The organism is Dietzia sp. B32, from assembly GCF_024732245.1.
In the GTDB taxonomy this organism is placed as follows: domain Bacteria; phylum Actinomycetota; class Actinomycetes; order Mycobacteriales; family Mycobacteriaceae; genus Dietzia.
The window spans coordinates 1,329,251-1,354,645 of record NZ_CP093845.1 but is presented as its reverse complement, the minus strand read 5'-3'; the positions used below and the strand labels follow the sequence as shown (position 1 = coordinate 1,354,645).

28 protein-coding genes are annotated in these 25,395 nt (G+C 69.5%); 18 read left to right on the top strand and 10 right to left on the bottom strand.

The features are described 5' to 3' along the window. Window positions 1-280 precede the first annotated feature (280 nt). Window positions 281-937 carry a hypothetical protein gene (locus tag L8M95_RS06545; protein WP_260488685.1) on the bottom strand — a complete coding sequence of 219 codons (657 nt, stop codon included), beginning with the start codon at window positions 935-937 and terminating at the stop codon, window positions 281-283. Between L8M95_RS06545 and L8M95_RS06540 the strand changes: the two genes are divergently transcribed. The 7 genes from L8M95_RS06540 (at window position 936) to L8M95_RS06510 (ending at window position 5,777) form a co-directional block, all read left to right on the top strand. Next, window positions 936-1,532 carry a hypothetical protein gene (locus tag L8M95_RS06540; RefSeq protein WP_260488684.1) on the top strand — a complete coding sequence of 199 codons (597 nt, stop codon included), beginning with the start codon at window positions 936-938 and terminating at the stop codon, window positions 1,530-1,532. The two genes, L8M95_RS06545 and L8M95_RS06540, sit on opposite strands and share 2 nt — an antisense overlap. A 60-nt stretch (window positions 1,533-1,592) precedes the next feature. Then, window positions 1,593-1,724, top strand: a complete 132-nt coding sequence (locus tag L8M95_RS06535; RefSeq protein WP_260488683.1) for an alpha/beta fold hydrolase — start codon at window positions 1,593-1,595, stop codon at window positions 1,722-1,724. A 183-nt stretch (window positions 1,725-1,907) separates the two neighbouring features. Next, on the top strand, window positions 1,908-2,480 hold the full coding sequence (locus L8M95_RS06530) for a heme-binding protein (RefSeq protein ID WP_260488682.1): 573 nt from the start codon (window positions 1,908-1,910) through the stop codon (window positions 2,478-2,480). 261 nt (window positions 2,481-2,741) lie between these two features. Next, window positions 2,742-3,326, top strand: a complete 585-nt coding sequence (locus tag L8M95_RS06525) for a hypothetical protein (RefSeq protein WP_260488681.1) — start codon at window positions 2,742-2,744, stop codon at window positions 3,324-3,326. Window positions 3,327-3,471: 145 nt separating this feature from the next. After that, window positions 3,472-4,476 carry a hypothetical protein gene (locus tag L8M95_RS06520; protein WP_260488680.1) on the top strand — a complete coding sequence of 335 codons (1,005 nt, stop codon included), beginning with the start codon at window positions 3,472-3,474 and terminating at the stop codon, window positions 4,474-4,476. 301 nt (window positions 4,477-4,777) lie between these two features. Beyond that, window positions 4,778-5,359 carry a hypothetical protein gene (locus tag L8M95_RS06515; RefSeq protein ID WP_260488679.1) on the top strand — a complete coding sequence of 194 codons (582 nt, stop codon included), beginning with the start codon at window positions 4,778-4,780 and terminating at the stop codon, window positions 5,357-5,359. 49 nt (window positions 5,360-5,408) lie between these two features. Further along, window positions 5,409-5,777 (top strand): hypothetical protein, encoded by a 369-nt coding sequence (locus L8M95_RS06510; RefSeq protein ID WP_260488678.1) that lies wholly within the window; start codon window positions 5,409-5,411, stop codon window positions 5,775-5,777. 266 nt (window positions 5,778-6,043) lie between these two features. On the opposite strand, the gene L8M95_RS06505 is transcribed toward L8M95_RS06510, so the two are convergent. Genes L8M95_RS06505 through L8M95_RS06495 form a run of 3 tightly spaced genes read right to left on the bottom strand, consistent with a single transcriptional unit; the run spans window position 6,044 to window position 9,082 of the window. After that, the gene (locus tag L8M95_RS06505; protein WP_260488677.1) at window positions 6,044-6,931 is read right to left on the bottom strand and encodes a siderophore-interacting protein; all 888 of its coding nucleotides are present in this window, start codon (window positions 6,929-6,931) and stop codon (window positions 6,044-6,046) included. Continuing rightward, window positions 6,924-7,982, bottom strand: coding sequence for an iron chelate uptake ABC transporter family permease subunit (locus tag L8M95_RS06500; RefSeq protein WP_206473141.1), 1,059 nt, complete (start codon window positions 7,980-7,982; stop codon window positions 6,924-6,926). The genes L8M95_RS06505 and L8M95_RS06500 overlap by 8 nt, the downstream gene beginning before the upstream one ends. Beyond that, window positions 7,979-9,082: an iron ABC transporter permease gene (locus tag L8M95_RS06495; protein ID WP_254050622.1), complete on the bottom strand. Its 1,104-nt coding sequence runs from the start codon at window positions 9,080-9,082 to the stop codon at window positions 7,979-7,981. The genes L8M95_RS06500 and L8M95_RS06495 overlap by 4 nt, the downstream gene beginning before the upstream one ends. A gap of 63 nt (window positions 9,083-9,145) precedes the next feature. Between L8M95_RS06495 and L8M95_RS06490 the strand changes: the two genes are divergently transcribed. Then, complete coding sequence (locus tag L8M95_RS06490; protein ID WP_260488676.1) at window positions 9,146-10,081, top strand: ABC transporter substrate-binding protein; 936 nt, start codon at window positions 9,146-9,148, stop codon at window positions 10,079-10,081. Next, on the top strand, window positions 10,081-10,944 hold the full coding sequence (locus tag L8M95_RS06485) for an ABC transporter ATP-binding protein (RefSeq protein ID WP_260488675.1): 864 nt from the start codon (window positions 10,081-10,083) through the stop codon (window positions 10,942-10,944). The genes L8M95_RS06490 and L8M95_RS06485 overlap by 1 nt, the downstream gene beginning before the upstream one ends. 113 nt (window positions 10,945-11,057) lie before the next feature. Here L8M95_RS06485 and L8M95_RS06480 read toward each other — a convergent pair whose 3' ends face one another. Beyond that, the gene (locus L8M95_RS06480) at window positions 11,058-11,525 is read right to left on the bottom strand and encodes an SRPBCC family protein (RefSeq protein WP_260488674.1); all 468 of its coding nucleotides are present in this window, start codon (window positions 11,523-11,525) and stop codon (window positions 11,058-11,060) included. Between the two features lie 716 nt (window positions 11,526-12,241). On the opposite strand from L8M95_RS06480, the gene L8M95_RS06475 reads away from it, so the two are divergent. Then, complete coding sequence (locus L8M95_RS06475) at window positions 12,242-13,543, top strand: hypothetical protein (RefSeq protein ID WP_260488673.1); 1,302 nt, start codon at window positions 12,242-12,244, stop codon at window positions 13,541-13,543. A 658-nt stretch (window positions 13,544-14,201) separates the two neighbouring features. Next, window positions 14,202-14,360, top strand: a complete 159-nt coding sequence (locus L8M95_RS06470) for a hypothetical protein (protein ID WP_260488672.1) — start codon at window positions 14,202-14,204, stop codon at window positions 14,358-14,360. Between the two features lie 178 nt (window positions 14,361-14,538). Here the strand turns inward: L8M95_RS06470 and L8M95_RS06465 are convergent, their stop codons facing one another. Next, on the bottom strand, window positions 14,539-15,156 hold the full coding sequence (locus L8M95_RS06465; protein ID WP_260488671.1) for a response regulator transcription factor: 618 nt from the start codon (window positions 15,154-15,156) through the stop codon (window positions 14,539-14,541). 128 nt (window positions 15,157-15,284) lie between these two features. Here L8M95_RS06465 and L8M95_RS06460 point away from each other — a divergent pair, with 128 nt between their 5' ends. Then, entirely contained in the window at window positions 15,285-15,563 is a 279-nt protein-coding gene (locus L8M95_RS06460) for a WhiB family transcriptional regulator (protein ID WP_260488670.1), read from the top strand. 123 nt (window positions 15,564-15,686) lie between these two features. Then, window positions 15,687-16,166 (top strand): cupin domain-containing protein, encoded by a 480-nt coding sequence (locus L8M95_RS06455; RefSeq protein WP_260488669.1) that lies wholly within the window; start codon window positions 15,687-15,689, stop codon window positions 16,164-16,166. Window positions 16,167-16,220: 54 nt separating this feature from the next. Here L8M95_RS06455 and L8M95_RS06450 read toward each other — a convergent pair whose 3' ends face one another. Together L8M95_RS06450 and L8M95_RS06445 are read right to left on the bottom strand one after the other, a co-directional pair. Beyond that, window positions 16,221-17,720: an alpha-L-fucosidase gene (locus L8M95_RS06450; RefSeq protein WP_260488668.1), complete on the bottom strand. Its 1,500-nt coding sequence runs from the start codon at window positions 17,718-17,720 to the stop codon at window positions 16,221-16,223. Continuing rightward, window positions 17,717-18,160 (bottom strand): hypothetical protein, encoded by a 444-nt coding sequence (locus tag L8M95_RS06445; RefSeq protein WP_260488667.1) that lies wholly within the window; start codon window positions 18,158-18,160, stop codon window positions 17,717-17,719. Before L8M95_RS06445 ends, L8M95_RS06450 begins: the two co-directional genes overlap by 4 nt. 113 nt (window positions 18,161-18,273) lie before the next feature. On the opposite strand from L8M95_RS06445, the gene L8M95_RS06440 reads away from it, so the two are divergent. From L8M95_RS06440 to L8M95_RS06425, 4 genes are all read left to right on the top strand, one after another. After that, window positions 18,274-20,772 (top strand): LuxR family transcriptional regulator, encoded by a 2,499-nt coding sequence (locus L8M95_RS06440; RefSeq protein ID WP_260488666.1) that lies wholly within the window; start codon window positions 18,274-18,276, stop codon window positions 20,770-20,772. Window positions 20,773-20,798: 26 nt separating this feature from the next. Next, a complete protein-coding gene (locus L8M95_RS06435) occupies window positions 20,799-21,485 on the top strand; it encodes a hypothetical protein (RefSeq protein WP_260488665.1) in 687 nt (228 codons plus the stop codon). Window positions 21,486-21,618: 133 nt separating this feature from the next. Then, on the top strand, window positions 21,619-21,996 hold the full coding sequence (locus tag L8M95_RS06430) for an excalibur calcium-binding domain-containing protein (protein ID WP_260488664.1): 378 nt from the start codon (window positions 21,619-21,621) through the stop codon (window positions 21,994-21,996). Between the two features lie 39 nt (window positions 21,997-22,035). Continuing rightward, window positions 22,036-22,884 (top strand): chromosome condensation regulator, encoded by an 849-nt coding sequence (locus L8M95_RS06425; protein ID WP_260488663.1) that lies wholly within the window; start codon window positions 22,036-22,038, stop codon window positions 22,882-22,884. A 72-nt stretch (window positions 22,885-22,956) separates the two neighbouring features. Here L8M95_RS06425 and L8M95_RS06420 read toward each other — a convergent pair whose 3' ends face one another. Beyond that, a complete protein-coding gene (locus L8M95_RS06420; protein ID WP_260488662.1) occupies window positions 22,957-24,000 on the bottom strand; it encodes an alcohol dehydrogenase catalytic domain-containing protein in 1,044 nt (347 codons plus the stop codon). Window positions 24,001-24,318: 318 nt separating this feature from the next. On the opposite strand from L8M95_RS06420, the gene L8M95_RS06415 reads away from it, so the two are divergent. Next, window positions 24,319-25,074: a hypothetical protein gene (locus tag L8M95_RS06415; RefSeq protein WP_260488661.1), complete on the top strand. Its 756-nt coding sequence runs from the start codon at window positions 24,319-24,321 to the stop codon at window positions 25,072-25,074. A gap of 54 nt (window positions 25,075-25,128) precedes the next feature. Here the strand turns inward: L8M95_RS06415 and L8M95_RS06410 are convergent, their stop codons facing one another. After that, on the bottom strand, window positions 25,129-25,377 hold the full coding sequence (locus L8M95_RS06410) for a DUF6480 family protein (RefSeq protein ID WP_260488660.1): 249 nt from the start codon (window positions 25,375-25,377) through the stop codon (window positions 25,129-25,131). Window positions 25,378-25,395: the final 18 nt, after the last annotated feature.

Sequence of the window (25,395 nt, the reverse complement as noted above, 5' to 3'; positions counted from 1 at the left end):
GGTGGTGGACCTCGTCGTCGTCGCCACTTCCCGAAGCTCACCGGGCGAGGAGTCTCGCTCGACGCGTGCTCGAGGCGCCTCCATACGGGTCGAAGCGCGGTGCCGTGGCCGGGATCGCCGTGCGGCGTGTGGTCATCGCCCCCGACTGCCGCCGGCGGGCAAGAATGATTAGGCGAGGTATCTCAAACTCTTTTCACGTAGGAGAGTTTGCATTAATCTGACGTGCGACAACTTGGAGACGTTCTCCGGTGGTTCTGGGCCCGCCCGTAATACGACGAGTTCAGTGCGGTTGACATACCCACTGTCTGGCGGCGTAGCGCCCGGCACCTACCTGAGGAAACGCTTTGAGAAGACGCCTGCAGGCACTACTGGCCGCGGTTGCCCTGGCATCCGTAACAGCGGCCCCCGTACACGCCCAGCAACCCGGTGAGGCGATGGGAAGCCTGGCTCCCGCCGCCGTCACTGCCAGTCTCGCCGCACTCGATACGGCAACGGAGGGTCCGGGGTGGGGCTCGCTCAGGCTCGGCGCGCAGGGGTCGCTGCAACCGACCACGGCCCCGCCCGTAACGGTGACGCCGACCGTGACGGCCGCGCCCGTGACCGTCACGCCCACCGTGACCGCGGCCCCGCAGACCCAGACCCCCACGGTGACGGCCGTACCCGTGACCGTGACTCCCACGAATACGGCGGTGCCGGTGACGGTGACCCCGACGAGCACGGCGGCGCCGGTGACGGTGACGCCGACCGTCTCAGAAACGGTGACGACAACCGTGACCGCCACCTCGACAGAGAGTGCGGCCCCGGTCACCCACACCCCCACGGTGACGGCCGTACCCGTGACCGTGACGCCGACGAGCACCGCCCTGCCGGTGACCGTGACGCCGACGAGTACCGCCGCGCCGGTGACCGTGACGCCGACGGCGGTCGCTCCGACCATGACCGTCACCCCGACCGAAGTCGCCCCCACGGTGACGGTGACGCCGACGACGGTCGCGCCGACCGTGACCGTGACCCACACGACGACGGTGACCGCGACCAGTACGCAGACCGAGCCGCCCGCTGACCTAGAGGTCAGCTACAACATCACCGGTACGCCGTGGGGAGACGGCGCCAACGACGGGAAAATCACCTCGGGAGAGCAGGTGGAGTACGTGCTCGACCTCAGCGCCGCGAACCCGGAGGGAATCGGGGACATCACCGTGGTGGTCCACCCGGACGCGGCGCTGACGCTCGCGGGGGTGAGCTACAGCTCCGAATGCGTCAAGAACATCCCGTCGTTCAATCCGACCATGGTCCTGATACTCTCCTGCCCCGGCACCCAGAGGACCCCTATCCACGTCATGACCCACGCGACCGTCCCAGCCGGGACCACGCTTCGAACCGGAATAGAGATCCGTGGTGTCAACGGGGCAGGCGACCCGCGCCGAGTCCGCGGCGGCCCGGTGACCTTCCACGGCACACCGACGACCGATGACGCGACCGTCGGGCTCACGCCGTTCACGAAGTACCTCGAGTTCGTCGTGGAGGAGTAGGTCTGAGGGCGACGTCGTGGCCGTAAGCGCAGGAACTGACCACCCGCTGCCTTCGGGGCGGTGGCGAACGGGGCTGGGCGTGGTCCCGTGGTCTACGTCAAGATCCCGGAGACCGGACACATGCTGCCGGTGGAGGCGCCGGACGAGTTGGCCGGCGCGATCGTCGACTGGCTCCGCGAACTCTCGGGCTGACCCGGCCAGTTCCGCGCCACCCGGCGGCGGGTCGGGCGGGTGGAGGTGGGCCTCGTCGTCGTCATCGTCGTCGTCGCGATTCACTACCCACACCACGGCGCCCAGAGGCGTGCCCACCTGGCCTTATTCGGTGAGTTAATGCGCGGCGCCGACACCGGTGGAATAGGCGCGTACCGTCGATTCATGACCGAGCAGCAGCCGTACGAGGTTGTCGAGCGGTTCCCCGAGTTCGAGCTGCGGCGGTACCCCTCCCACGCCGTGGCGGAGGTGTCCGTTCACGGGTCCTTCGGCAGTGCCGGCAACCAGGCGTTCAGGGCGCTGTTCAGGTACATCACCGGTCACAACGAGTCGGCAGGGTCCATTGCCATGACGGCACCGGTCGTCCAGGAGTCACCCGGCTCCGAGAAGATCGCCATGACCGCACCCGTCGTCCAGACCGAGGCTGACGGCGACGAACACGTCGTCGCCTTTGTCCTGCCCGCCTCGCTGACCGCCGCGACCGCGCCGGTGCCCACCGATCCTCAGGTGCGGATCCGGCAGGTGCCCGACCGTGTCGCCGCAGCAGTGCGCTACTCCGGACGGTGGAGCGAGTCGGCCTATCGACGTCACCTGGCGGACCTCGAGGCCGGGATCGCCCGGGCCGGGCTGGTCGCCACCGGGCCGCCCAGGTACGCCCGGTTCGACCCGCCCTTCACGCCGTGGTTCCTACGGCGCAACGAGGTCGTGCAGGACGTGGTGTGGCCCGAGGGCGGCTGACTTAGGTCGCCCGTGGGGCTGGTTCGTCGCCAGGTAACGGCGCCCGCCCTTCGCGCACGGACGGAGCCTGTGTCCGTCGATCCGTCCCGTCGTGGACGGCTGACTGCCAGCGAGTTGCAAGATAAGCAACTGTCCATCTAAGGTATGTGACGACCGTCTCATTTGGTCGTGCGTCCATCCCGGTCGGCCGAGCCGCGGTTACCCATTGACCGGTACGTGGGATGACGCCTGTCTCATTTCTGCGAGCACCGAGGAAGTGCAATGAACAGAAAAATTATCCGTGCGGTCGCGATAGCCGCGGCGTTCGGACTGGTCGCGCCGTCGGCAGCCGCCAACGCCCAACCCGCTGCGGATACCGCGGACACCACCGTCAATCTGACAGTGAGCCCGAACTCTGCCGGTTCGCTGCGGTTCTCTGTCGCTCCGCAGGCGTCCACTTCCTTGATCGTGAACTTCGGCGGTACCGCGGCGAACAGCGCGATGGTTGCCCCTAGTATCCGGGATGATCGCGCCGGAAATCCCCGGTCCTACGCACTGCGGGCGGACATCACAGACTTCGGGACCAGCACGGGCGCAACTATCAGCAATGAAAACGTCCGCATGTGGCTCACTGCGGTCACGGGTATCAACGGCACGACGACATCGGTTGGGAGCTGGGCCGACGCCACGAACATGAGCGGTCAGGTCACCTTGCTGAACCGCACAGGGATCACCCTTCCCGACGTCTCCACCACGTACACACCGAACATCCGGGTGACGCTTCCGACAGTGACCGAGGGGGATACGACCGTCGTTGACGTCGAGGCCGGGGAGTACTCGGCCACTCTGACGCAGTCTCTGTACTGACTCTCGTTAGACCGGCAGGTCGCAGTGGTCGCTCCCATCCACGGGTGGGAGCGACCTCTGTCGATCGCTGTGCTCCGAGGGTGCACCGCCGCATTGCGCTGCGGCCCGCGCTGTCCCTGCTCCACCAAGTCTGAGGAAACTGAAGATGAGTCGCGTACTGTCGGCGAGCACGGCACTGCTTGTTGCAGTGGTTCTAGGCATCCTGGTGTCCAGCGGTGTCGCGCTGGCGCAGGACAATTCGGGCGGTTTCGGCATCCGAATAGGCGAGGTCCCAGTCGATCTCGCCGACAATCCTCGTGCATCGACTTACATCGTCGACAACGTCCCGCCGGGCAAGCGCATGGAGCGCCAGATCGTGGTGTCCAGCACCATGCCCGAACGCACCACCTTCGACCTGTATGTCGGTGCGGCCCACGTCGATGACGAGGGCTATCAGGCGGAGCCCCGAGGGGCGACAAACGCGCTGACCACGTGGACCTCACTCGACAAGACTGAGGTCACACTCGACCCGGGTCAGGAAGAGGTGGTGACAGTCTCCGTCGACGTCCCCGCCGACGCGCCCGAGGTCGAGCAGTACGCACTGATCTGGATGTCAACCCAGGTGGATGAGGACAACGCCGACGCCGTGCAGGCGGTCAGTCGCGTCGGCATCCGCATGTATCTCTCGGTGGGTTCCGGGGACGGACCTCGACCGAGCTTCTCGATCGGATCCCTACTGCCGATCCGGCTCGACGACGGCACGGCAGCGATCAAAGCGATTCTGGAGAACACCGGCGCCAGAGCAGTCGAGGTATCCGGGACTCTCGATCTCACCGAGGGGCCCGGTGGGCTCTCGGTGCCCGCCGTGGAATCCGGCGGAAAGACTATTCCCTCCGGATCCAGTGGCGAGCTGATCATCGAGGTGCCCAACAGTGGCACGTTCCCGGCGGGGCCCTGGTCGGCCGAGGTGACCCTGGACAGCGGGTACGGCAAAGAGACCGCCGCAGCAGAGATCTCGTTCCCGGACCAGGGGGAGGGGGAGCCGGTTGCTGTCACCGGCGGGCTCTCGCCGGCAGTGTGGGTGGCCCTCGGGTTCGGCGTTGCGCTGCTGGTCGCGCTGCTCGCCCTGTGGCGCAAGCGGAGCCCGGCGTCGGCGGGGGACGCTGCCTAGACCGTCGGTCAGGACCTACAGCGGCTCCTGCGATATCGCTGACGACCTGGCCTTCGGGGCACTGCTCCAGGACATCACCGGCCACAACTAGGCGGCATCGTCCCTGTCGTGACGGCGCCGGTCGTCCCGGGGCCGGCGAGCTCCGAGACGATCACCATGACCGCTACCAGTATCGGACCGCGCGGCGGGAGTGATGCGGCCGAAAGGCTGAGGGCGAAATAGGTCGAATCCGGCAACAAAGCGAAGTGAACAGCCATAATTTCATGATCAGGGCCGAGCGCCTGGGAAGATGGGACCAGAGATGATGCGACGCAATCGCGAGAAGTTCATCGGAGCGGCGCTTGGGGCTGCGATGTCGGTCGGTCTCGCGCCCGCCGCAGCGGCCGCCGAGGTGAACATCGGGCCTTTCGTGGTGCCGGTGCCCGATCTCGCTCCTGTGCACGTTCCAGTCCCGGCGGGGTCCGAGGCGGCGCCATTGCCGGAGCTTCCGTATCCGTTCGAGTGGGTTCGTCCCGCGCCGCCATTCGATCCATTTGGTGGACGGACTGTCGCCTTGGATTGCGGGCACCAGCCCGAGCGGCTGCCATCGACGATTGTCATCGCCTGCGGTGATGGTAACGGCCAATTCCAGAACGTCCGCTGGACTACGTGGCTTGACGGTGCGGCCGAGGCGACCGCCGAGAAGGTCTGGGTGGAGTGCATCCCTGCCTGCTACAACGGCATCCGTCGTAGCAAGCCGGCGCGCATCGTTCTCCACGACGTTCGGCAGACCCCGGCAGGACCGACCTTCGCCAAGCTCACGTCCCACGATGACCGAGGTGCAAGAACTACAACCCTGCCGGGTTTTGTGTTCGATCAACGTGATCCCTGGATTTTTCCGTGACCCCAGTTTCCCTCGAGTACCTCAGGCGCTAACGAAAGATGGGTTCCTCATGGCCAGTCTGTGGAAGAAGCTCCTCGTCACCGGAGCCGCATTGTCTGCGGCTCTGGTAGGCGCCGCCGCGGCGGGGGCGCAGCCGATCGCCGGGTCCGCGGTTGAGCCGATCGTCATACCCCGGCCGTTCGACATCCCGATCTGGCAACTCCCGGGGCTGCCCTATCCACTTGTGTGGGAGTTTCACCTTCCGCCGACAGCGGCACCGCAGTACGGAGACCCGTGCGATGTGAGTCAGCTCTACGAGGTCTACGACCGGCGTCTCGTCTGCGTCTATGCGGGAGCGCCCACTCCGCGGTGGGTGTTTGTCGCGCCGGAAGCGTTGAACCCAGACGGGACGCTCAACCGCGATTACCCGGCGGGATGACTGATTCGCCAGGGCGCTGGAACAGCGAGTGGTCACGCGCTTGTTCGGAACCCGCACTGGGAAGACGGGATTGAAATTGACCCCGCGTTGGGTGGGTCGAGCGGAGGGCGACAGGGGCTCTCCGGCACGCGAGGTGAGAGTCACGCCCGGTCAGCGAGCCCCGGCGGCCAGTCCCGCCCATCCCGGCGGCCGCGGGCCGGTCCGGGCTGGGGCGGACCTCGTCGTCGTCGCCACTTCCCGAAGCGGTCCGGGGAGAGGCTCAGGACCTACAGCGGCCCTCCGAGGCGCCAGTATCCGGTGAACTGGACGCGGTCGGGCTCCTGGCCGCGGGCGAGGAGATGACGGCGGACGGCCGTGACCATCCCGGACTCGCCGGCCACCCACGCGAACCCGGTGGGGAGTGCCGCCGCGGACAGCGCGTCGATGAGTTCCTCCGCCGAGCCGGGCGCGGCCGCCACCACCCGTACCCGGACGCGGTCGGCGTCGGCGGGGGAGACCGCAGGCAGGACAGTGCGGGGGAGCGCGGGCGAGTCGGGCAGCGCGGCCAGCACGTCGAGCGCCAACGTGGGCGGTCGCTCCTCAATCAGCCGCGCCAGCGCGGGCAGGGCGGTGGCGTCCCCGACGGCGAGCATGCGGTCGACCGCGGGGAGCGCCCGGCTGACGCGCGGGCCGACGATCGTCAGCTCGTCACCCGGCCGGACCGACTCGAGCCAGCGCACGCCCGCGCCCGAGGCGTGGCGGACCAGGTCCACCGCGAGGGCACCGTCGCGCAGCGAGCGCACGGTGTACTCCCGCACCAGCGCGGTGCCGCCCGGCGGGTGACCCAGCCCGCCGCCCGGCGCGGGAACGGGGAGCGTGACCTCGCCCGTGGCGGGATCGGGCAGGCAGAAGACCACGACGTCGTCGAAGGATGGACTGCACACGGCGGGCACAAGGTCGGGGCCGCCGGCGTCGGCCCCGGATTCCCCGAGCTCGTCGCCCTCGAACGTGACGCGCACCAACTCCGGCGCGAGGGACTCGACCGCGCGCACCCGGACCCGGCGCAGTACGGTCGGTTGCCAGCTCTCCGCCCGGTGGGGGTTGCGCGCGCGCCGGGCCTCGCGGGCGGACGGGCGCCGGTCGGACTTTTCGTACGTGCCGGCCTGCTCAGGCACGACGCCCCTCCCGCCACAGCAGGCCCAGGAAGAACAGTCCGCCGAGCACCACCGTCACCACGCCCACCGGGAGCGGCAGGGCGAACGCGTGCTGGGCCACCAGGTCCGAGGCCAGGAGCAGCACCCCGCCGAGCAGCGCCGCCGGCAGGACCCGATCACTGCGGGTGAGCAGCCGCGACAGGTGCGGAGCCACCAGCGCCACGAACGAGATCGGCCCGGCCGTCGCCACCGCCGCTCCGGCCAGGACCGTGGCCGCCGCCAATAGGACCAGCCGCGTGGAGCGCAGTCGCACGCCCAGGGCCACCGCGACGTCGTCGCCCAGCGCGAGCGCGCGCATGGCCCGGGACCGACTCGCGATGACCACCGACGCCACGAGCAGCACCCACGCCAGCGGCCAGAGCTCGGACCAGCCGCGACCCTGCAGTGAGCCGGTGAGCCAGATCTGGGCGGTGACCGCGCTCGCCACGAAGCCGCGGGAGAGCAGGTGCGCCACGTACGCCATCGCCAGGGCACCCAGCGCCACGCCGAGCAGGACCAGGCGGGCGCCGCTGAGCCCGCGCCACCACGTCAGGGCCAGGATGAACCCGGTGGTGAGCGCCGCGCCCGCGAGTGCGCCCGTGGCGACCTGCGCGATCCCGCCGCCCAGCACGAGGATCACCGTCGCCCCGCCCGCCGACGCGCCCTGGGTGATGCCGATGATGTCCGGGCTGGCCAGCGGATTGCGGGTGAGCGCGCAGAACAGCGCGCCCGACGTCGCCAGAGCCGCGCCCACCGCCAGCGCGACCAGCGCCCGGGGCAGGCGGCGTTCGTGGATGAAGAAGTTGGTGGTGCGGTCGGGTGCGTCGCCGAGCAGGGTCGCCACCGCGTCGGGGACCGAGATGATGAACTCGCCGATCACCAGCGAGGCGGCCACGAGTATGACGACGACGACGGCGAGGATCGCAGTGACCCACGCAGTGCGCAGGTGCAGCCGCACCGAGAATCGGCCGGCGGCGAGGAGGCGTTCGTCGCTGGGCAGGGCTGTTGCGGGGCGCGGTGCGGTTATCGTCATGCGACACCCACTCGTCGGCCGGCGGCCAGGTACGCCACCAGCAGCGGCGCGCCGATGAACGCCATCACCACGCCCGCCGGGGTCTCGGACCCGCCCGCGATCACCCGGCCGATCACGTCGGCCGCCAACAACAGCGCGGGCGCCACCACCATGGACAGCGGGACCACCCGGATCAGGCTCGGGCCGACGAGACCGCGGACGAGGTGGGGCACGACCAGTCCCACGAAGCTGATGGGGCCGGCCAGCGCCGTGGCGGTCCCGGCGAGCAGTGCGACGGCGACGAGCGACCACACCCGCACCCACCCGGGGCGCACGCCCAGCGCCACCGCCGAGTCGTCGCCCAGGGCGAGCGCGTCCAGGCCGCGCAGGAGCAGCAGGGCGATCACCGCGCCCGCGACGACGAGCGGGATCACGCCGGTGACCTCGTCGATCGACCGCGCAGTGAGCGAGCCGACTTGCCAGAAGCTGTACGCCTGCAGGACGGTCTCGTCCAGCACGACGAACGTTTGGCTGAGACCGGACAGCACCGCCGCCAGCGCCACCCCGGCCAGGGTGAGCCGAACGGGTGAGGACGCCGCGAGCGCCGAGGTGCTGAGCAGGAGGATGATCGCGGACGCCACACCGGCGCCGGCCAGTGCGAACCACACCGTGGAGGCCAGGCCGAGGCCGCCGGTGAGCGTCGCTCCGGCGACCACCCCGAGCGCGGCGCCGGCATTGACGCCGAGGATTCCCGGGTCGGCGATCGGATTGCGGGTCACGGCCTGCATGAGCGCCCCGGACGCGCCGAGTGCCGCACCGCACACCAGCCCGAGCACGGTCCGGTTGGCCCGCAGTTCGCCGACGATCCCCACCACGCTCTGCGTGCCCTGGCCGAGCAGTGCGCCCACCACCTCGGCCGGCGGGATCGGGCGGGCACCGATAGCGAGGCTGGCCACCACGGCGGCCGCCAGGGCCAGGACGGCCACGATCAGTCCGGGGAACAACCCGGCTCCGCGGCGGGGCTGCTGGCCAGCGCTTGCTGCCGGGGCGGCTGCCCGGTCGGCGGCCGGCACCGCGGGCCGTGCGTCGGCGTCGGAGTCAGGGAGAGGTCGTGGGGCCACGGTGGAACCCTAGACCAGACTGATTGTTAGGTGAGGCTTGCCTGTGTGGTTTGATCTGTAGTCATGACCAGAATCTCACGCCGGCGCCGCTCGGTGCCCGCCCTGATCGCCATGGCCCTCGCCTCTGCGGTGGCTCTGTCCGCGTGCTCCGGCAGCAGCGACACCGCCGAGGCCTCCTCGGACGACGCCTATACCGTCACCCACGCGATGGGCGAGACCGTGATCGACGGGACGCCCGAGAGGGTCGTCGTCCTCGACTCTCCGCACCTCGACGCGCTCGTCGCGCTCGGCCACACGCCCGTCGGGATCACCGAGTCCGGCGCCGGCTCCGGCGCCCCGCCGTACCTCGGTGACGTGGACGCCGAGATCGTGGGCCTGACCTCCGAGCCCGACATCGACGCGATCGCCGCCCTTGCCCCTGACCTCATCATCGGCGCCAAGGTCCGTCACGAGGCCATCTACGACGAGCTCTCCGGCATCGCCCCCACCGTGTACTCCGAGAACTCCGGCACCGACTGGCAGGAGCAGGCGCGAATCACCGCCGCCGCCGTCGGTGAGGACGAGGAGATGGAGCAGCTCATCGCCGACCTCGACACCCGCATCGCCGAGGTCGGCGAGCAGGTGGGCGCCGAGGGCACCACCCTGTCGATCGTCCGGTTCCGCCCGGACAACTTCCGCCTCTACGGACCCGAGACGTTCTCCGGCTCGATCCTGTCCCAGATGGGCTTCGACCTGGGCGAGCGCGAGTGGAACGAGTACTCCATGGCCGAGCTCTCCCCGGAGCTGTACGAGCAGATCACCGGCGAGATCGTGTTCTTCACCAACCCCGGCGGCGACCCGTCGGCCACGACCATGGCGACCGTGACCGGGCTGTGGGGCGACCTGCCCGCCGTGAAGTCCGGCCAGGCCTACGAGGTCGAGGACGAGACCTGGATGGTCGGCATCGGCGTCCTGGGCGCCGGCGAGATCCTCGACGACGTCCAGGAGATCCTGGGCTGATGCGCCCCACCTCCCTCGACCGTGATGCCCGCGCCGGCGCCCAGCTCGAGCGCGGGCGCGGGCTCACGGTGGAGGGGGCGCGGCTCGCCTACGAACGGCGGGTCGTGGCCACCGACCTCGACCTGGAACTGCCCGAGGACGCGTTCACGGTGATCGTCGGCCCCAACGCCTGCGGCAAGTCCACGCTGCTCAAGGCGCTGGCGCGCGTGATCGCCCCCGGCGAGGGGCGGATCCTGCTGGACGGCCACGACCTGCACAAGCTGCGGACCAAGGAGGTCGCGCGCCGGATCGGGCTCCTGCCGCAGGGCGCCGTCACTCCGGAGGGGATCCGGGTCGACGACCTGGTGGCGCGTGGCCGGCACCCGCACCACAGCCCACTACGCCAGTGGAGCCGCGCCGACGACACCGCCGTGACCGCCGCGATGGCCTCCACCGGGGTGTCCGATCTGGCGACCCGGTTCGTCGACGAGCTCTCCGGTGGCCAGCGCCAGCGCGTGTGGATCGCCATGCTGCTCGCCCAGGAGACCCCCATCCTCCTGCTGGACGAGCCCACCACCTACCTCGACATCGCGCACCAATACGACGTGCTGGATCTGCTCCGCGACCAGCACGAGGCCGGGCGCGCGGTGATCGCCGTGCTCCACGATCTCAACCAGGCCGCCCGCTACGCGACGCACCTGGTCGTGATGAAGGACGGCCGCGTGGTGGCCACCGGCGCCTCGGCCGACGTGCTCACCGCAGATCTTGTGGAGGAGGTCTTTGGACTGCCGTGCCTGATCGCGGCCGACCCGGTGACGGGCACGCCTACCGTGGTCCCGCTCGATCGGCGACGAGAGGACCGAGCGCCCGGCGCCCACGCGTGACCGGTTTCGCGAACCCGGCGGCCGTGAGTCTGGCCGGGCGCAATGGGAGCTCGTCGTCGTCGTGACCGGGCGTGGCCGTCGCCGCGATCGGGCCCCTCACTGAGACCGGCGGCTTACGCCGATGAACCGGACTTTCCGGCGTACGGGACGTCTGCCTCGATCACCCACTTGATGCGCTGGGCCATTTCATGGTGTCGACGACGCACGTCGTCGATCAGCACGTCGGTCTTGTCCCATAGTTCTGCCGGAATCGTGAACGTTGTCCGTAATTCCAACCGAGTGCCCGATCTCGTGGGTCGAAGTATGTAGGCCATGCGTAAGGCATCATCGTCCACTCCTATCGAGCGGGTGAGCGCGTAGCGGTTCTGGACCTCTTCGAGGACCTCGATCATGGCTACGTACTCCCTACCGTTAAGACGGGAGATCGAGCCTTGAATCTCGCCAACGCCGGAAGGGGTACCGGGAACCTGGAACGCCCGCATAGTCGAGGGGTCGAGATGAACGGCATTCTCGGCCGGTCGTATCAGGTTCCACACTTCTTCCGGGGGAGCGAAGATATCCACTTCTGCGGAGGCATCCACCACTTGCTCATGTGGTGTCCTCCATCTGTTCCGAGAGGGCATCGTGGGATCTTCCCACGACACACATTGGCCCATGTTGTGATTAGGCCAGCAGCACTGTCAGTCCGGCAGGCCTGCATTGGTGAAGGGCTCGGTGCGCGGTTGTGAAATTCCTCGCGGGTACTCCGGAAAACGACGAGTCGGGGCTTCGCGGCCCCTCACCGGCGCTCGCGGAGATGGAAATGGCGACTGTCCGCGTCACTCGACCTGCCGCAGGACTGATCGTAGAGGCGCGGTGCACGCCTGGCTGTTCTGTCTGGGGTGTACCAGAAATTTGGACGGCCGCCTGGTGCGAGAGGATCAAGATCATGGCACCATGATCACCTCGGAAGTTCTTGGTACACCCCAGCACGATGGCACCGGCGTGGGAAATTTCCCCGACACCATCAGCCGTAACGGACAGGCCAGACGACCACGGCGTACGGTTCACTCACCGAGTGCTTTCTGCTTTAGGAACATGGAACCTTCGGCAAGTCCCAATTTCCCCTGTTCAGAAAGTACTTAGGTCTATATTCGCCCGGCAATCCGCAGATTCCCATGAACTATCGGGGCTGGTGGGTGGTGGCACGGAGGAGAAAATCCCGGCACGGAAGGCCGCTGATCGGGTGGCAGGCTCCCGCGGGGCAGGAATGTGTCAGACCCGGCGGATAACGTATGGGTACCGACCGAGGAGAACAATGAGCGATAACGGTGGCGCGGTGGTGCCCGTCTGGACTCTGTCGACGAAGCAGGGTGCGACTGTGCCCGCGTTCGCGGCGGACGAGCCTCTAAGCCCCGAACGACTCTCCGAACTCCGAGGCGCACTCGCGGCGTTCGCCTCAGCGCCCCTGGTCACCTTGGAAGCTCACTCGCTTCCGACCACGCGGGGGCGAACGAAAGGATTGCCGCTGGACGCCGTTAGCCCGCTCGCCCAGGAGCTCTCCAGGCTAGTAGCCCGCTCCTCCCAGGAGCCCGTAGTCGCCCAAGTCGCTCAGTCGAGCGAAGTGCTCTACCGAATGCATGTGCCTGCGAAGGTTGCGTCCGAGTTCGGCAAGGGTCTCGTGAAGCAGATGCCGTCCAAAGCTGTCGACGGCGGCGTTTACGGGGATCTTGTCGGTAGCACTGGCGTAGTCGCTAAGGCCACCTTGGTGCCAGTCCAAGCTGCGACCGCCGGGGCCAAGGGAACGGTCGTCGGTGCAGCGGCGGGAACGGCTGCAACGGGCACCGCGGTGGCGGTGGCCGCTCCACTCGTTCTTATGGCCGTGGCAGTTAGCGCGAGTGCATACGCCGACAATGAGCGCCAGAGGGCCGTTGAGAACATCACGGAGCTCCTGGAGAAGCTCCACAGCGACAAACTGGAGGCGGAGCGCAGTGAGCTCGACGGTTGTCGCGATGCGATAGACAAGGCCACTACGCTTCTGTTGGACCGCGGCAAAGTAGGGGCGTCTTTGGGACTCGACTCCGCCGTCCATGCCATTAGCACCGCGACGGAGAATGCAGAACGTCGTGTCAACAAGTGGGAAAAGGCGCTGGATTCAGTTGTCGATAACCGCGTGGACGTGGCAGAGCTGGAGACAGCATTCCCGGGGATCATCGACGACGCCGGCGAGTTCCGCGCCCACCTTGAGTTGGCGGCGCTCGCGATCGCACTTAAACGCCGAGTGGTCGTCTTGCAGGGCGTTGAGGCCGGCCAGAGCGACGAAGACAATCCGTTTGAGAACTTCGTCCGGAGCCTGCGAGATGATCAGCAGAGAATCTCCGACCTAGAGAATCGAATAGCGAACGTCCTACGGCGGTTGTCGCAAATCGAACTGCGCTCGCCGACGCGGCTGCTGGACAAGGTGATGACCCGGAAGCAAGTCGACAGTCTGCTAGAAAGTTCGTACCGTTTGCGAGCGCTTGCGCCCAGTTACAGCACCACTTCGGATGCTGACGTTGTCATCGAGATCGAGAAGCACAGGGATGGCAGTCTCCTAGTGCTACCAGCTCGTACCACCTGATCTGCATCGACGTCATCTGCAGCTGTGTCGTGCGGTTGAAGTCGTTGACGGGAATGCCTCGCCGTGGTGGCGGGGCGTGAACCGTGGAATGGGCCGCAGGCTCTCGCCCGGCCTAGACCTCGACTTCAAGGGCTGTCTCCGCAAGTCGAACTACGAATTTGGAACTACCAACGCATGTAAACGGCGATACTTACCGCCAGGCTAGTTGGACGCGTCAGAGCGAGGGAGCGGGAACATGGGATCTCGAACCAAGAGGGTGCTGGCCGCCACCGGCGCCGCGACCGCACTGTTGGCCGGTGTGGCTCCGGCAGCTTCGGCGGCAGAGGTCTTCATCGGGCCGTTCGCTATCCAGGTTCCAGACCTCGAGCCCGTGCCAGTGCCCGTCCCGGCGGGGTCAGAAGCCGCGCCGCTGCCAACTCTCCCGTATCCGCTTAAGTGGGCGTATCCCGCGCCTCCGCCTCCGCCTGCCCCGCAGTATGTCGCGTCCAACTGGATCGTCATGTACACCGCGTGCCCCGCGCCGGGAGAGTGGGCGTACACCGAGAATGGCACCCGAGCCTGGTGCGCACAGCGACTGCAGACAGACGCCTTCCACTGGGCGCCAAGTCAAGAGCCATTCCGGCACCCGGCAGCCACCGACGCGAGCCGGATTACTCGAGTGGAGAACTCACTTGGTGGCCGGCGGTGCGAAACCGTCGGGGCCAAAGCCATCAACCCGTCCAACGGGCAGGAAATCTACTGCGACCCGCAGGTGCTGGGACCGGACCCAAGCCCGATCTGGCGGTTCACCGACTACCTGAACTTCGTGACCCGGTAGCCCGCCGATTTGGTCCACGCCCAACGTGGTTCCGTTCGATCGGTGGAGCCGGATCTGGACTCGGGGCGTTGACGCACTGCAACAGGAGACTGCTGTTGCGCCGACCCCCGCGACAGTAGTGGCTGGTGGGCGGATGACCTTGTCGTCGTCGTTTTTGTTTTCTTCCTCGTACCCAGGTCTACCGGTCGGGCTTGAGGCCGTTCTCGATGCCCCACGCGACCGCCTGAGCGCGCGTGGTCACGCCCATCTTCCGGTAGGCCGAGCGCACGTAGGTCTTCACCGTGTTGGGCGAGAGGTAGCACTGCTCGGCGATCTGCTCGTTGGACAGGCCCTGCACGATGAGGCTGATCATCTCGGCCTCGCGCGGCGAGAGGCCGGCCTCCTTGGCGGGCCACTGCTCGGGGCCCATGATCGGCAGACCCGATCCCGTGAGGGTGACGCGCGTGCCGGCGGCGATCTGCTCGATGCCGCTCACCAGCTCGGGAGCGGTCAGGGACTTGGACAGGAACCCGTGGGCGCCCGCGTCGAGGCTGTCGCGCACCGCGGCCGGGTCCGAGGTGAACGAGTAGACAGCGACCGCCCCGATGGTCGGATCCTTCAGGAGGTTCTCGAGGCGGTCGTCCTTGCCCAGGGATGAGGCGAACGAGTCGTACAGGGCCACGTCCACCTCGGCAGACCCGCTGGAGACCAACTCCTTCTCCACCATCTCGATCCGGTCAGAGTAGGGCGCGAGGAAGGCGTTCACCCCGGCGACGACGACGAGGTAGTCATTGACCACTGTGACCCTGATCGGCATCCGCAGAGCGTAGCAACGCCCGCTGACCTGGCACGGCGAAGTTACACCCCTAGGGGTGAAGCGCCCGCGGGTGGCGCCGATAGACAATTCGTCGTTGATCTTCCGCCCTTCGCGACAGGAGAGTACGAGTGCCACGGTTCAGGAATCTGACACCCACATCGGAGTACTGGGCGTGGAGGGACGACGGAGCCTGCGTCGGGGACCCTGACCTCTTCTACAGCGCGGAAGACGAACCCAAGGGGGTGCGTCGTCGCAAGGAGGAGGCGGCCAAGGCGATCTGCGCCGGCTGCGCCGTGCTCGAGACCTGCCGGCAGTTCGCGATGGAGGCGGGCGAGCTCTACGGCGTCTGGGGCGGCATGAGCGAGCTCGACCGGCACAAGCTGGCCGGTCGGCAGCGGACGGGCTGAGGCGGGGGTTCGGCCGGCCCCGGCCGCTTTCGTGATCGTTCCTTCACTCGGAGCTCGGTGTGGATTAGCCTTGGGTCCAGCTTGTCGAACCGAGACCGTCCGAGCGGACGCGGGGGAATGGCCATGACGTGCCCATCGATCCGAGGCGGCGTCGCACTCGCCGTCGGAGCAACTGTGCTGGCGGTTGCCGCATGCGGTCAGCACTCGACCGACCCCCCTCCTGAGGAGCGGGAGACGTTCCGCGCCCTGGACATCGCCGAAGGCAGACAGCACGAGCCCATCGAACTGGCCGTGGACGGCGGCGCCGACGGGGTGAAGGTGACGCACCGCAGGATCACCCTCGAGCCCGGGTCCGGAACCGGCCTGCACTGCCACCATGGGCAGCTGCTCGTGGTGGTGGAACAGGGCGAACTCACGCACTACGCCAAGACCTACCACGGCGGCGTCCACGTCTACCGCGCCGGCGATTCGGTCGTCGAGGACTCCCGCTACGTCCACGAGACCGTCAACGAGGGGTCCGAGGACCTGGTGGTGATGGTGACCCACTTCACTCCGGAGGGGAAGCCGACGGAGGTGACGGATCTGACGAAGTGCGAGCAGTAGAAACGCAGCGCTGAGTCGGCAGGCCTCGTCGTCGTCGTCGCCCCTTCCCGGAGCTCACCGGGGGAGCGCCTCAGGTCCGCGCGCTGACTTCCCCGCACTGACCTCCCCGCTCAGCCGCACCACGTGCGCCGGTGAGACCGGCACCCGCCCGGGCAACCGCACGCACACCCCGTCGCCGCGGTCATTGACGTCCAGCGTCTGCCCCGTCGAGACCAGCAGCGCCCGCACATCCGGCCCCGCGACCAGGCCGGGCAGCACCAGCTCCGCCGCGGTGGGGGTTCCGAGGGTGATGACGTTGACGTCATCGCCGGTGCGGGTGAACCGCACCTCGGTGCCGTCCTCCGCCACGCCCGCCGGCACGACCCACGGCCGGCTCCCGCGGATCGCGCTGCCGTTCTCGTGGAGCCAGCGACCCAACGCCCGTAGTGGCTCCTGCTGCTCGTCGGGGACGGACCCGTCGGGCAGGGGGCCCACGCCGATGAGCAGGTTGCCGTTCTTGCTCACCACGTCCACCAGCATGTGCACCAGCTCGCCGGCGGTGACGATGTCGGCCGGGTCCTCGTTGCGGTTGGCGGCAAAGGAGTGCCCGACGCCGCGGACCGTCTCCCACTTGGTCTCGGCGATGGTCTCGAGTCGCGCGTACTCGGGCGTGGTGACGTCGTGGTGCGGCGAGGCCGGGAAGGACAGCTCGCGACTGTCCTCCGGCAGCAGCTTCCACGCCAGCTGCGCCAGGCACCCCAGGCCGCGTACCAGCGCCTCGGCGGCCCCGCCGCGCTTGACGTCGGTCTGGGCCCAGCGGTCGTTGACCACGCCGTCGGGCACCGCCGCGTAGTAGTCGGCGAACAGCGCGGGCAGGTCGGCCGACGCCGGCCAGCCGATGTCGTTCCACAGCACCGCCGGCCGGTAGCGCTCGATGAGCTCCCGGACGTGGCCCTCCACGTAGCGGACGTAGGTGGGATCGTCGGGCATGGCCAGCAGCAGGTCCGCCGGGCCGGTGAGGGTGGCGTCGTTGTAGGGCCAGTCGTAGCCGCCCGAGTAGTACAGCCCGGTGCGCATTCCGCGGGCCCGCACGGCCTCGTCGAGCGCCCCCACCAGGTCCCGGCCCGAGCCATGGGCGCCGAGCGTGGGGTGCGGGTGGGCGGCGGGCCACAGCGTATAACCGTCGTGGTGCTTGGTGGTGAGCACCACGTACCCGGCGCCCGCGGCGGCGGCGAGCTCGGCGATCTGGTCGACGTCCGCGTCCTCCGCCTCGCGGGTGAACTCCTCGGCGAAGTGGCGGTAGCCGCAGTCGGGACCGTAGGTGCTCCGGTGGTGCTCGGCGGTGGGGCTGCCGGGGATCCGCATGGTGTTGAGGTACCACTCGGAGTACGGGTTCTCGCGCAGCATGCGGCGCGGGCCGCCGTCGCGGATGAGCTGCTGGATGTCTCCGGCGCGGGGCGCCCACCGGGGGACGGAGTACGGCCCCCAGTGGACAAAGATGCCCAGTTTGACGTCGTCGTACCAGGTGGGCAGCGCGCGGCCGGCGAACTGCGCCCAGTCGGCGGCGTGGGTCATGCGTCGACCGAATCCCACTCGCGGTCGGGGGTCCGGGCCTCGAGGAACGCGGTCGCGGAGTCGCCGTACGCGAGGACGAGCGCCACCATGTGGGCCGCCAGCAGCACCCACGCCGACCACAGGGTGATGTCCCACAGGGCGGCCACGAGCGTGATGCCCGCCGCGATCGTCAGCAGCACCCGCGCCCAGCGCGCACCGTCACGCAACTTCACCGCGGCCACCACCTGCGCGATCATCGCCGCTGCCAGCGCCGTCGCGATGATCGTGCCCAACCACCCGATCACCGGGACGGCGGACAGCTCGTCCGCGGTGCCGCCGATCTCCACGACGAACGCCAGCAGATTGGTCGCCGAGAGCACGTCGGCGATGGTGAGCGTGGTGAAAAGGCCGCAGAACAGCCAGATCCACGACGCGATGGTGACGGACGACGGACGGGACATGAGGGATACCTCTCGGATGACAGGAACTGAGCTGCGCATATCGTCTAACTGCACAGACAGGTGTCGATAGAGTGCGGCACACCTGATTTTTCCGGCGCAGCGAGGAGGGTCACGTGCCCGCGTGGAACACGACCCGTGCGGCGGTGCGGTCCGACACCGTGGCGCGCGCGACCGCGCTGTGCGTCGAGACGCGGCGCGGCGTGCTCGTCGTGGGGCCTCCGGGCGTGGGCGCCAGCCGGTGCGCGGCCGACATCGCTGCAGGTCTGCGCGCCGCGGGGGTCCCCGTGGTGGTGTGGGACGACCTGGATCGTGTCGGTGCGCCGTCTCGGGTCGATGGCCTCGGCTCTGACCCCGGCGCCGGCCGCGGGCGGCCTGCACCGCGCACGCTCCCCGACGGCGCGGTCCTGGTGGCATCGGCCAGGGTGGGCGCGGCACTGCCCCCCGGATACGACGACGAGGTGAGCGTCCGCACCACGCGGCTGCCGCTGCGTCCGCTCACCCGCGGCGAATCGGAGTCGGTGGTCTCGGCGGCCGTCGGGATGCCGGTCTCGGCGCGGCTGGTCGAGGCCCTGTGGGCGTGCTCGCACGGGAATCTCACCGCGCTGCGCGCCACCTACGACGACCTGGCCGCCCGCCGACTCACCCGCCGCACCCGCGATCGGCTGGAGTTGGTCGAGGATCCCGCCACCGCGATCGCCGGCGTGGCCGTTGACCCACACCGATGGATCGATCCGCCGGGCGCCGCCGCCGACACCGGCCCGCTGACCACCGCCGCGCTCGCCCGCCGGATCCCGCTCACTGACCTGGCGCACCTGCACGGCGACGACGTGGTGGGCGACCTGCTCGGCCGGGGGCTGCTGCTCGAGCGGCACGAGGACGGCGTCGAGATGCTCTCCGTCCAGCCGCCCGTCCTGGCCGCCGCACTGCGGGGCGGTGCCGATCACCGGCGGCGTGGCGAGGTCTACCAGGCCGTCCTCGACCGGGCGGGCGAAGGCCGGCCCCGTCCGGATCCGAGGATCGTGCTGTGGGCGCTGACCAACGCCCACCCCATGGACGCGGGATGCGTGCTGGTCGCCGCCCGCGCCGCCCTCGACGGTCACGACTACCGCACCGGACTGGAGATCCACGACGCCGCCCAGCGCATCTCGCTCACCACCACGTCGCTGCAGCAGGCGGAGCTGGCCCTCATCGCGGGCTCGTGCCTGCGCCTGCTCGACCGGCTGCCCGAGGCCGCCGCGATGTTCAACCGGTCAATGATGTGCCTCCGCGACGATCCCGGCGCGGCCGACTACACCCGGGTGCTGATCGAGAACGTCACGGCGCGCGCCGACCTCGCGCACTACCGCGACCGCGGCCCCGAGCAGGCGCTGCCGCTGATCGACGCAGCGCACGAGTGGCTGCCCGCCGGTCACCCCGGGCACGCGGTGCTCGACGCGCTGACCGTGGTGCACCTGAGCTACTCGGGCCGCTACCGCGAGGCGGCCCGCGCCTACGCCGACCTCCCCTCCGAGCTGCCGGTCGAGTGGGCGCGGCGCCTCGAGTCGATCCACGCCCTCGCGCTGGACGCCATGGGACAGTCCGATGCCGCGCTGGCGGTCATCCGGCGCCAGGCCCGACGGTCCCGCTCGATGGGTCGCCACGCGTGGGCGTCCGAGGAGTACCTGGCGGCGCTGGTGTCGGTGATGCTGCACGGCTTCGGGATCACCGCACTGCTCACCGAGCTCGCGCCCGTCATCGCCGTGGAGCAGGACGACTCCGTGCGCGTCGACCACGGCGTGCGCCGGGTGGTCGACGCCGAGATCGCCCTCGCCGCCGGTGACCTCCCGTCCGCGGTGAGCGCGGCCTCCGACGCAGTTGCCATCGTCGAGGTGGACGGACCCGAGGACTTCCTGTCGCGTGCGCTGTCCCTGTACGCCCTGGCCGCCGCGATGTCGGGGCAGATGGCGACGGCGGGGGAGTACCTCCAGCGGATGCGCGCCATCCCGGGGTACGCCAATTCGCCGGTGGGTCCGGAGATCCGGGGCGTCGAGGCGAGCGTTCTCATCTGCCTGGGGCGCCCCGACGAGGCCCGCGAGGTCGTGCTGTCGCTGATCGACGAGGGGCTCCTCGGTGTCGCCACCCGTGCTGCGCTGGCCGGCGTCCTGTCCGCCGACGCCGAGATCTGTCGCGCCGTGGCCGAGGTGGAGGTCACCGGCGATGTGCCGGTGCTGTTCCGCGACCTGGCCGCGGCGATGGTGGCCCGGAATCCCCGGCTGCTGCTGGACGCGGCTCGGCGGGCCCGGACGTACGGGCTGCACATGACGGCCGCGGTGGCCGCCGACCGTGCCCGTGACCTGGCCACGCCGGGATCGCAGCTCCACTCCCAGGCCGAGCGGCTGCTCGCGACCACCGAGCTCGCCGGGCCCCTCGCCGGGCTCACCCGTCTCAGCGGTCCCACGGGCCCGGTCCCGTCCGTTGTCTCGCTGACGCGCCGCGAATCCCAGATCGCCGACCTCGTGGGGCAGGGGCTGAGCAACGCCGAGATCGCCGCCGAGCTCCACCTGTCCAAGCGGACTGTCGAGGGCCACCTCAACCGGATCTACACCAAGACGGGCACCCGACTGCGAGGCTGACACCGGGGCGGATTCGAGGTGTGGACGTGCAGCAATCAGAGAGTGATCGGGAGCCGCAGGGCGATCGGGCGCATTTCTGCGCGGCGCCGGCGGCGTACATCGTCGAGACGTACTTCGTCCTGCGGATGGTGATCGCGGTCGGCGCGGTCGCCCTGCCGCCCGCGCTCCTGGCCTGGGTCGCGGTCGACTCCGAGATGCCGATGGCGGACTCGCTGAGCTCCTTCTATTACACGCCGGCCCGCGGGCTGTTCGTGGGCACGCTGGTCGCGATCGGGGTCGCACTGGTGGCGTACCGCGGCTACACGCGCGGCGAGAACTGGCTGCTCAACGCCGCCGGCACGCTCGCGATCGTCGTCGCGCTGTTCCCGACCGAGGACCCGGCGATGCCCGGGCTCAACGCGGTGAGCGTCATCCACGCGGTGGCCGCGGCGTCCTTCTTCGTCCTGGCGGCACTGTCGATCTTCTTCTACGGGCAGGAAACCATCGGGTCCATCCCGAACGCGGAGCTGCAGCGCAGCTACCGCTCGGGCTATCGGATCCTGGTCGTTCTGGTCCTGCTCTTCCCGGCCCTCGCCCTCCTCATCGCCTGGCTGATGGACTCGACGCTGTGGCTGTTTCTGGTCGAGACCGCCGCGCTCTACGCCTTTGCAACGTTCTGGATCGTCAAGACCTACGAGCTCTCGCAGTCGCATCCCGAGACGAGGGTCGTGTGAGGGTCGCGCCTCGTGGGGTGAGAGATGTCCGGGGTTCATGAGCGCGAAACAGTCAGCGACGTGAACATCCCCCGGTTAATCTGAGCTCACTATTCCGCGCCACTGCGGTGGCCTTCCCCTCGAGGTTCTCACCATGATCCGTCGTTCCCTCACTGCCCTCGGCCTGGCGACTCTCGCCGCTCTCGGCGCCGCCCCCTCCGCGGTTGCCGCCGAGATCCCCGTCGGATCGGGGGTCATCGCCGTGCCGGACATCGCACCGATCGTCGTGCCGGTCCCGATGGGATTCGACGCGGCCACCCTGCCGCTCCTGCCGTTCCCGCTGGTCTGGGCCCCGCAGTTCGTGCCGGCCCCGGTCCAGACCGCGCCCGTGACCGCGCCCGTCCGGCGGCTTTCGGGGTGCCGGGAGGCGTGGGACCTCGGAGTGGCCCCCATCCACCGCGGCAGCGAGTACTACGACCCGTCGATGGACGGCGACGGCGACGGGATCGCCTGCGAGCGGGACAACCGCTAGCTGCAGCTCTGCGGAGGCCGGCGTGGGTAGGTTGAGCCCATGACCTCCGCGTCGGTCCACCGCGCCGTCATCGCGGCGGGCCGCCGGCACTCCGTGGGAGTCCGTCGAGACGGCACGGTGGTCGCCACGGGACCGAACGGTGCGCCGGAATGCGCGGTGGGGCAGTGGCGCGGGGTGATCGCCGTGGCGGCGGGCAACGTCCACGCCGCCCGCAACACCGGCCGCTCCCACACCGTCGCCCTTCACGCAGACGGCACCGCGGTAGCCACCGGATGGAACGACGACGGACAATGCGACATCGACACGTGGACCGGCGTCGCGTCGATCGCGGCCGGGTGGCGCCGCACGCTCGCCGCCCTGACTGACGGAACCGTCACCGCGGCCGGGCGCCCGGACGACGGCGCGTGCGAGGTCGGCGGATGGCGGGACATCGTCGCCGTCGCCGCCGGTGACTGGCACTCGGTCGGGCTCCGCGCGGACGGCACGGTGACCGCCACCGGCAACAGCCGACGGGGGCAGTGCGAGGTCGACGGGTGGCGGCGCATCCGCGGAATCGCCGCCGGCTACCTGCACACCGTCGCCGTCACCGACGACGGGCGGGTGGTCACCGGCGGCGACGTGGGCGGCGGGCTAGCCGACTCGGCTCGGTGGCGAGACATGATCGGGGTGGCGGCCGGCGGCGGGCACACCCTCGGCGTCGACTCCCGCGGACGAGTCCGGGCCGCGGGCAACAACAGTCGCGGCCAGTGCGAGGTGTCGTCCTGGCGAGACGTCGTCGCTGTGGCCGCCGGGTCCGAACACAGTCTCGGACTCCGCGCTGACGGGACCGTCCTGTCCGCCGGGTCCGACAGTCACGGGCAGTGCGCGACCCGGGACTGGCTCCTCTGACGCAGCGGCGGGCTCGGCTCTGGCGATCACCTCTCAGAAAGGGGCGGGCGGAGCGCGGTGTCGCCCGCCGGGTCACGCCCCGTGCGGCGCGACCACCGCCCGCCCACTGATCTTGCCGTCGACGAGCTGCTGGTACATCTCCAGCGCCTCCGCGAGCGGATACACGTGGACCTCCGGGGCGATCCTGCCCGCCCGGTACAGCTCCACCACCTCGTGAAGGTCCTCGAGCGTGCCCCAGTACGTGGAGGAGAAGTTGACCTCGTAGGGCACCCGGAAGGCGTTCCAGGCGAAGTCGTCTCCGGCGAGGCCCACCACCGTCAGCGAGCCCTGCTGGGCCACGCACGCCGCGGCGAGCTCGAGGGTCGGCGTGGCACCGACGAAGTCGAACACCGCGGTGACGCCGCGTCCGCCGGTGAGCTCCCTGATCTTCTCGGCGGCGCCCTCGGTCGGGATGCCGATCGCGCCGTCGGCCTCCGCGGCGGCGATCGCGCCGGGCTTGCTGTCGGTGGCGTAGACGGTGGCCCCGGTGAGGGCCTTGATGATCTGCACCCCGACCAGGCCCAAACCTCCCAGGCCGATGCACAGTGCGGTCGCCCCGGGCGTGGTCAGGTGCGGCATCGCCCGCTTGATGGCGTGGTACGGGGTCAGGCCGGCGTCGGCGAGCGGGGCCGCGGCGACGGGGTCGGCATCGCCGAGGGGGACGAGGTTGCGGGCGTAGGTGGTCATGTACTCGGCCATGCCGCCGTCGCGGCCCAGGCCGGTCGCCAGGTAGCCGACCGACGGCACGTCCTCGCAGTACGTGTCCTGTCCGCGCGAGCACGGCGTGCACCGGCCGCAGCCGATGGGGCCGTAGACCAGGTAGGCCTCGCCCTTTTCGAATCCGGTGACGCCCGGGCCCAGTTCCTCGATCCAGCCCGAGACCTCGTGGCCGAGGGTGAACGGCGGGGTGAGAAAGCCCGTGGGGTCGCCGGGATAGTCGTGGAACAGGCCCACGTCGGAGTGGCAGGCGCCCGAGCCGGCCACCTTGAGCAGGACCTCGCCGGGGCCGGGGGAGGGCCGGTCGACATCCTTGAGTACGGGGAAGGTCTTGAAACCCTCGAACACGACCGCCTTCATGACTGCGCTCCTCGCTGAACCGCCGGAGGACGCACCGGACTAGTGACGCCCGTCACAAGTGTCCCCCGGCTGTCCAGAGGGGCCGCCCCAAAGGTTCGGCACTCCCCGACGGTGCGGGGCCCGGGGGAGGGGAGGAGCTCGTCGTCGTCGCCCGAGGTTCACACCGTCAAGAACAAGGACAACTGTCCAGAACAATTGGATCCGACCTACTATCAGGAGCGCCGGCAGCGCGCCGACAGGCGCGTATCGACCCTCCGGCGACCATCTACTCACCATCGAGCGGCCCCAGCGGCTCTCGCCATGACCGACAGGACACCGATGACGTCACGGACCCTCCGATCCATCGCCACAGGCGCGGCCGCGCTGATCGTCGCCTCAGGACTCGCCGCGGGCACCGGCGCCGGCGTCGCCGGTGCCGAACCCGCCGTCACCGAGTGCGCGACCTCGCAGACCGTGACCTTCAACGATGCGTCCACCGTGTGGACCAACTACCACCTCACCAAGGAGGTCGTAGGCGACGGCACCGCCGCCCCCGGCGGGACCGTGACGTTCCGGACCACCGTCAGCGGCGCCGGGGCCCTGGTCAGCCGGATCGACGACTTCCACCCGGCCGGGTTCGAGCTGGTTCGCGCGCGGGAGAGCGTCTGGTTCGTGGTCGGCGGCCAGACGTGGTCGACGGTCACCGACGACGTGACCCGCGATTCCGCCACCAACTCGGTCCACCACTCCGGAGCCGGGTGGACCACCGCCGGCAACGCCAAGGCCACCCTCGAGACCACCTACCGCGTCCCCGCCGACGCGACCCCCGGCGACGTGCTCAACACCGGCGCCGCCACGACCCTCGTCTTGGCCAGCGGCCGCAAGGTCGCCAACCCCATCAACACCTGCGTCACCATCCGCGAGCCCAACCCCGCCGAGGCCGTCACCGGCAGCCTCGAGGGACTGGGCCTGGGATCGCTGACCTCCGGCTCGAGCGCGCTGGGCGACATCGGCGCCGACCCGGCCGTGTTCTCCGCCGACCTCATCAACAACATCGACTTCGGCAAGCTGATCGGCGCCGTCGCCGGGAGCTGACCCCACACGCGACGAGGGCCGCAGCAGGATCGGACTCTGCTGCGGCCCTCGTCGTCACCCCAGTCCGAAGACCCTCCCGATGAGCCCCAGGACCAACACCAGCACCACCAGGACGACGATCGCCAGCAGCACCACGATGCCGACGCGGGAGTTCGACTTGGTCGGGCTCTGGCCGGTGCGAGCGCTGTCCGAGGCCAGGGACGTGGAATCCGAGTCCGGCGTCATGGGGCCCACCGGGGAGCCGCCCGCGTCGAGGTCGGGGGAGTCGGCGGGATCCGGGTCCGGCGGGGGCGTAGATGTCATAGCCCGTGTGTACACGAA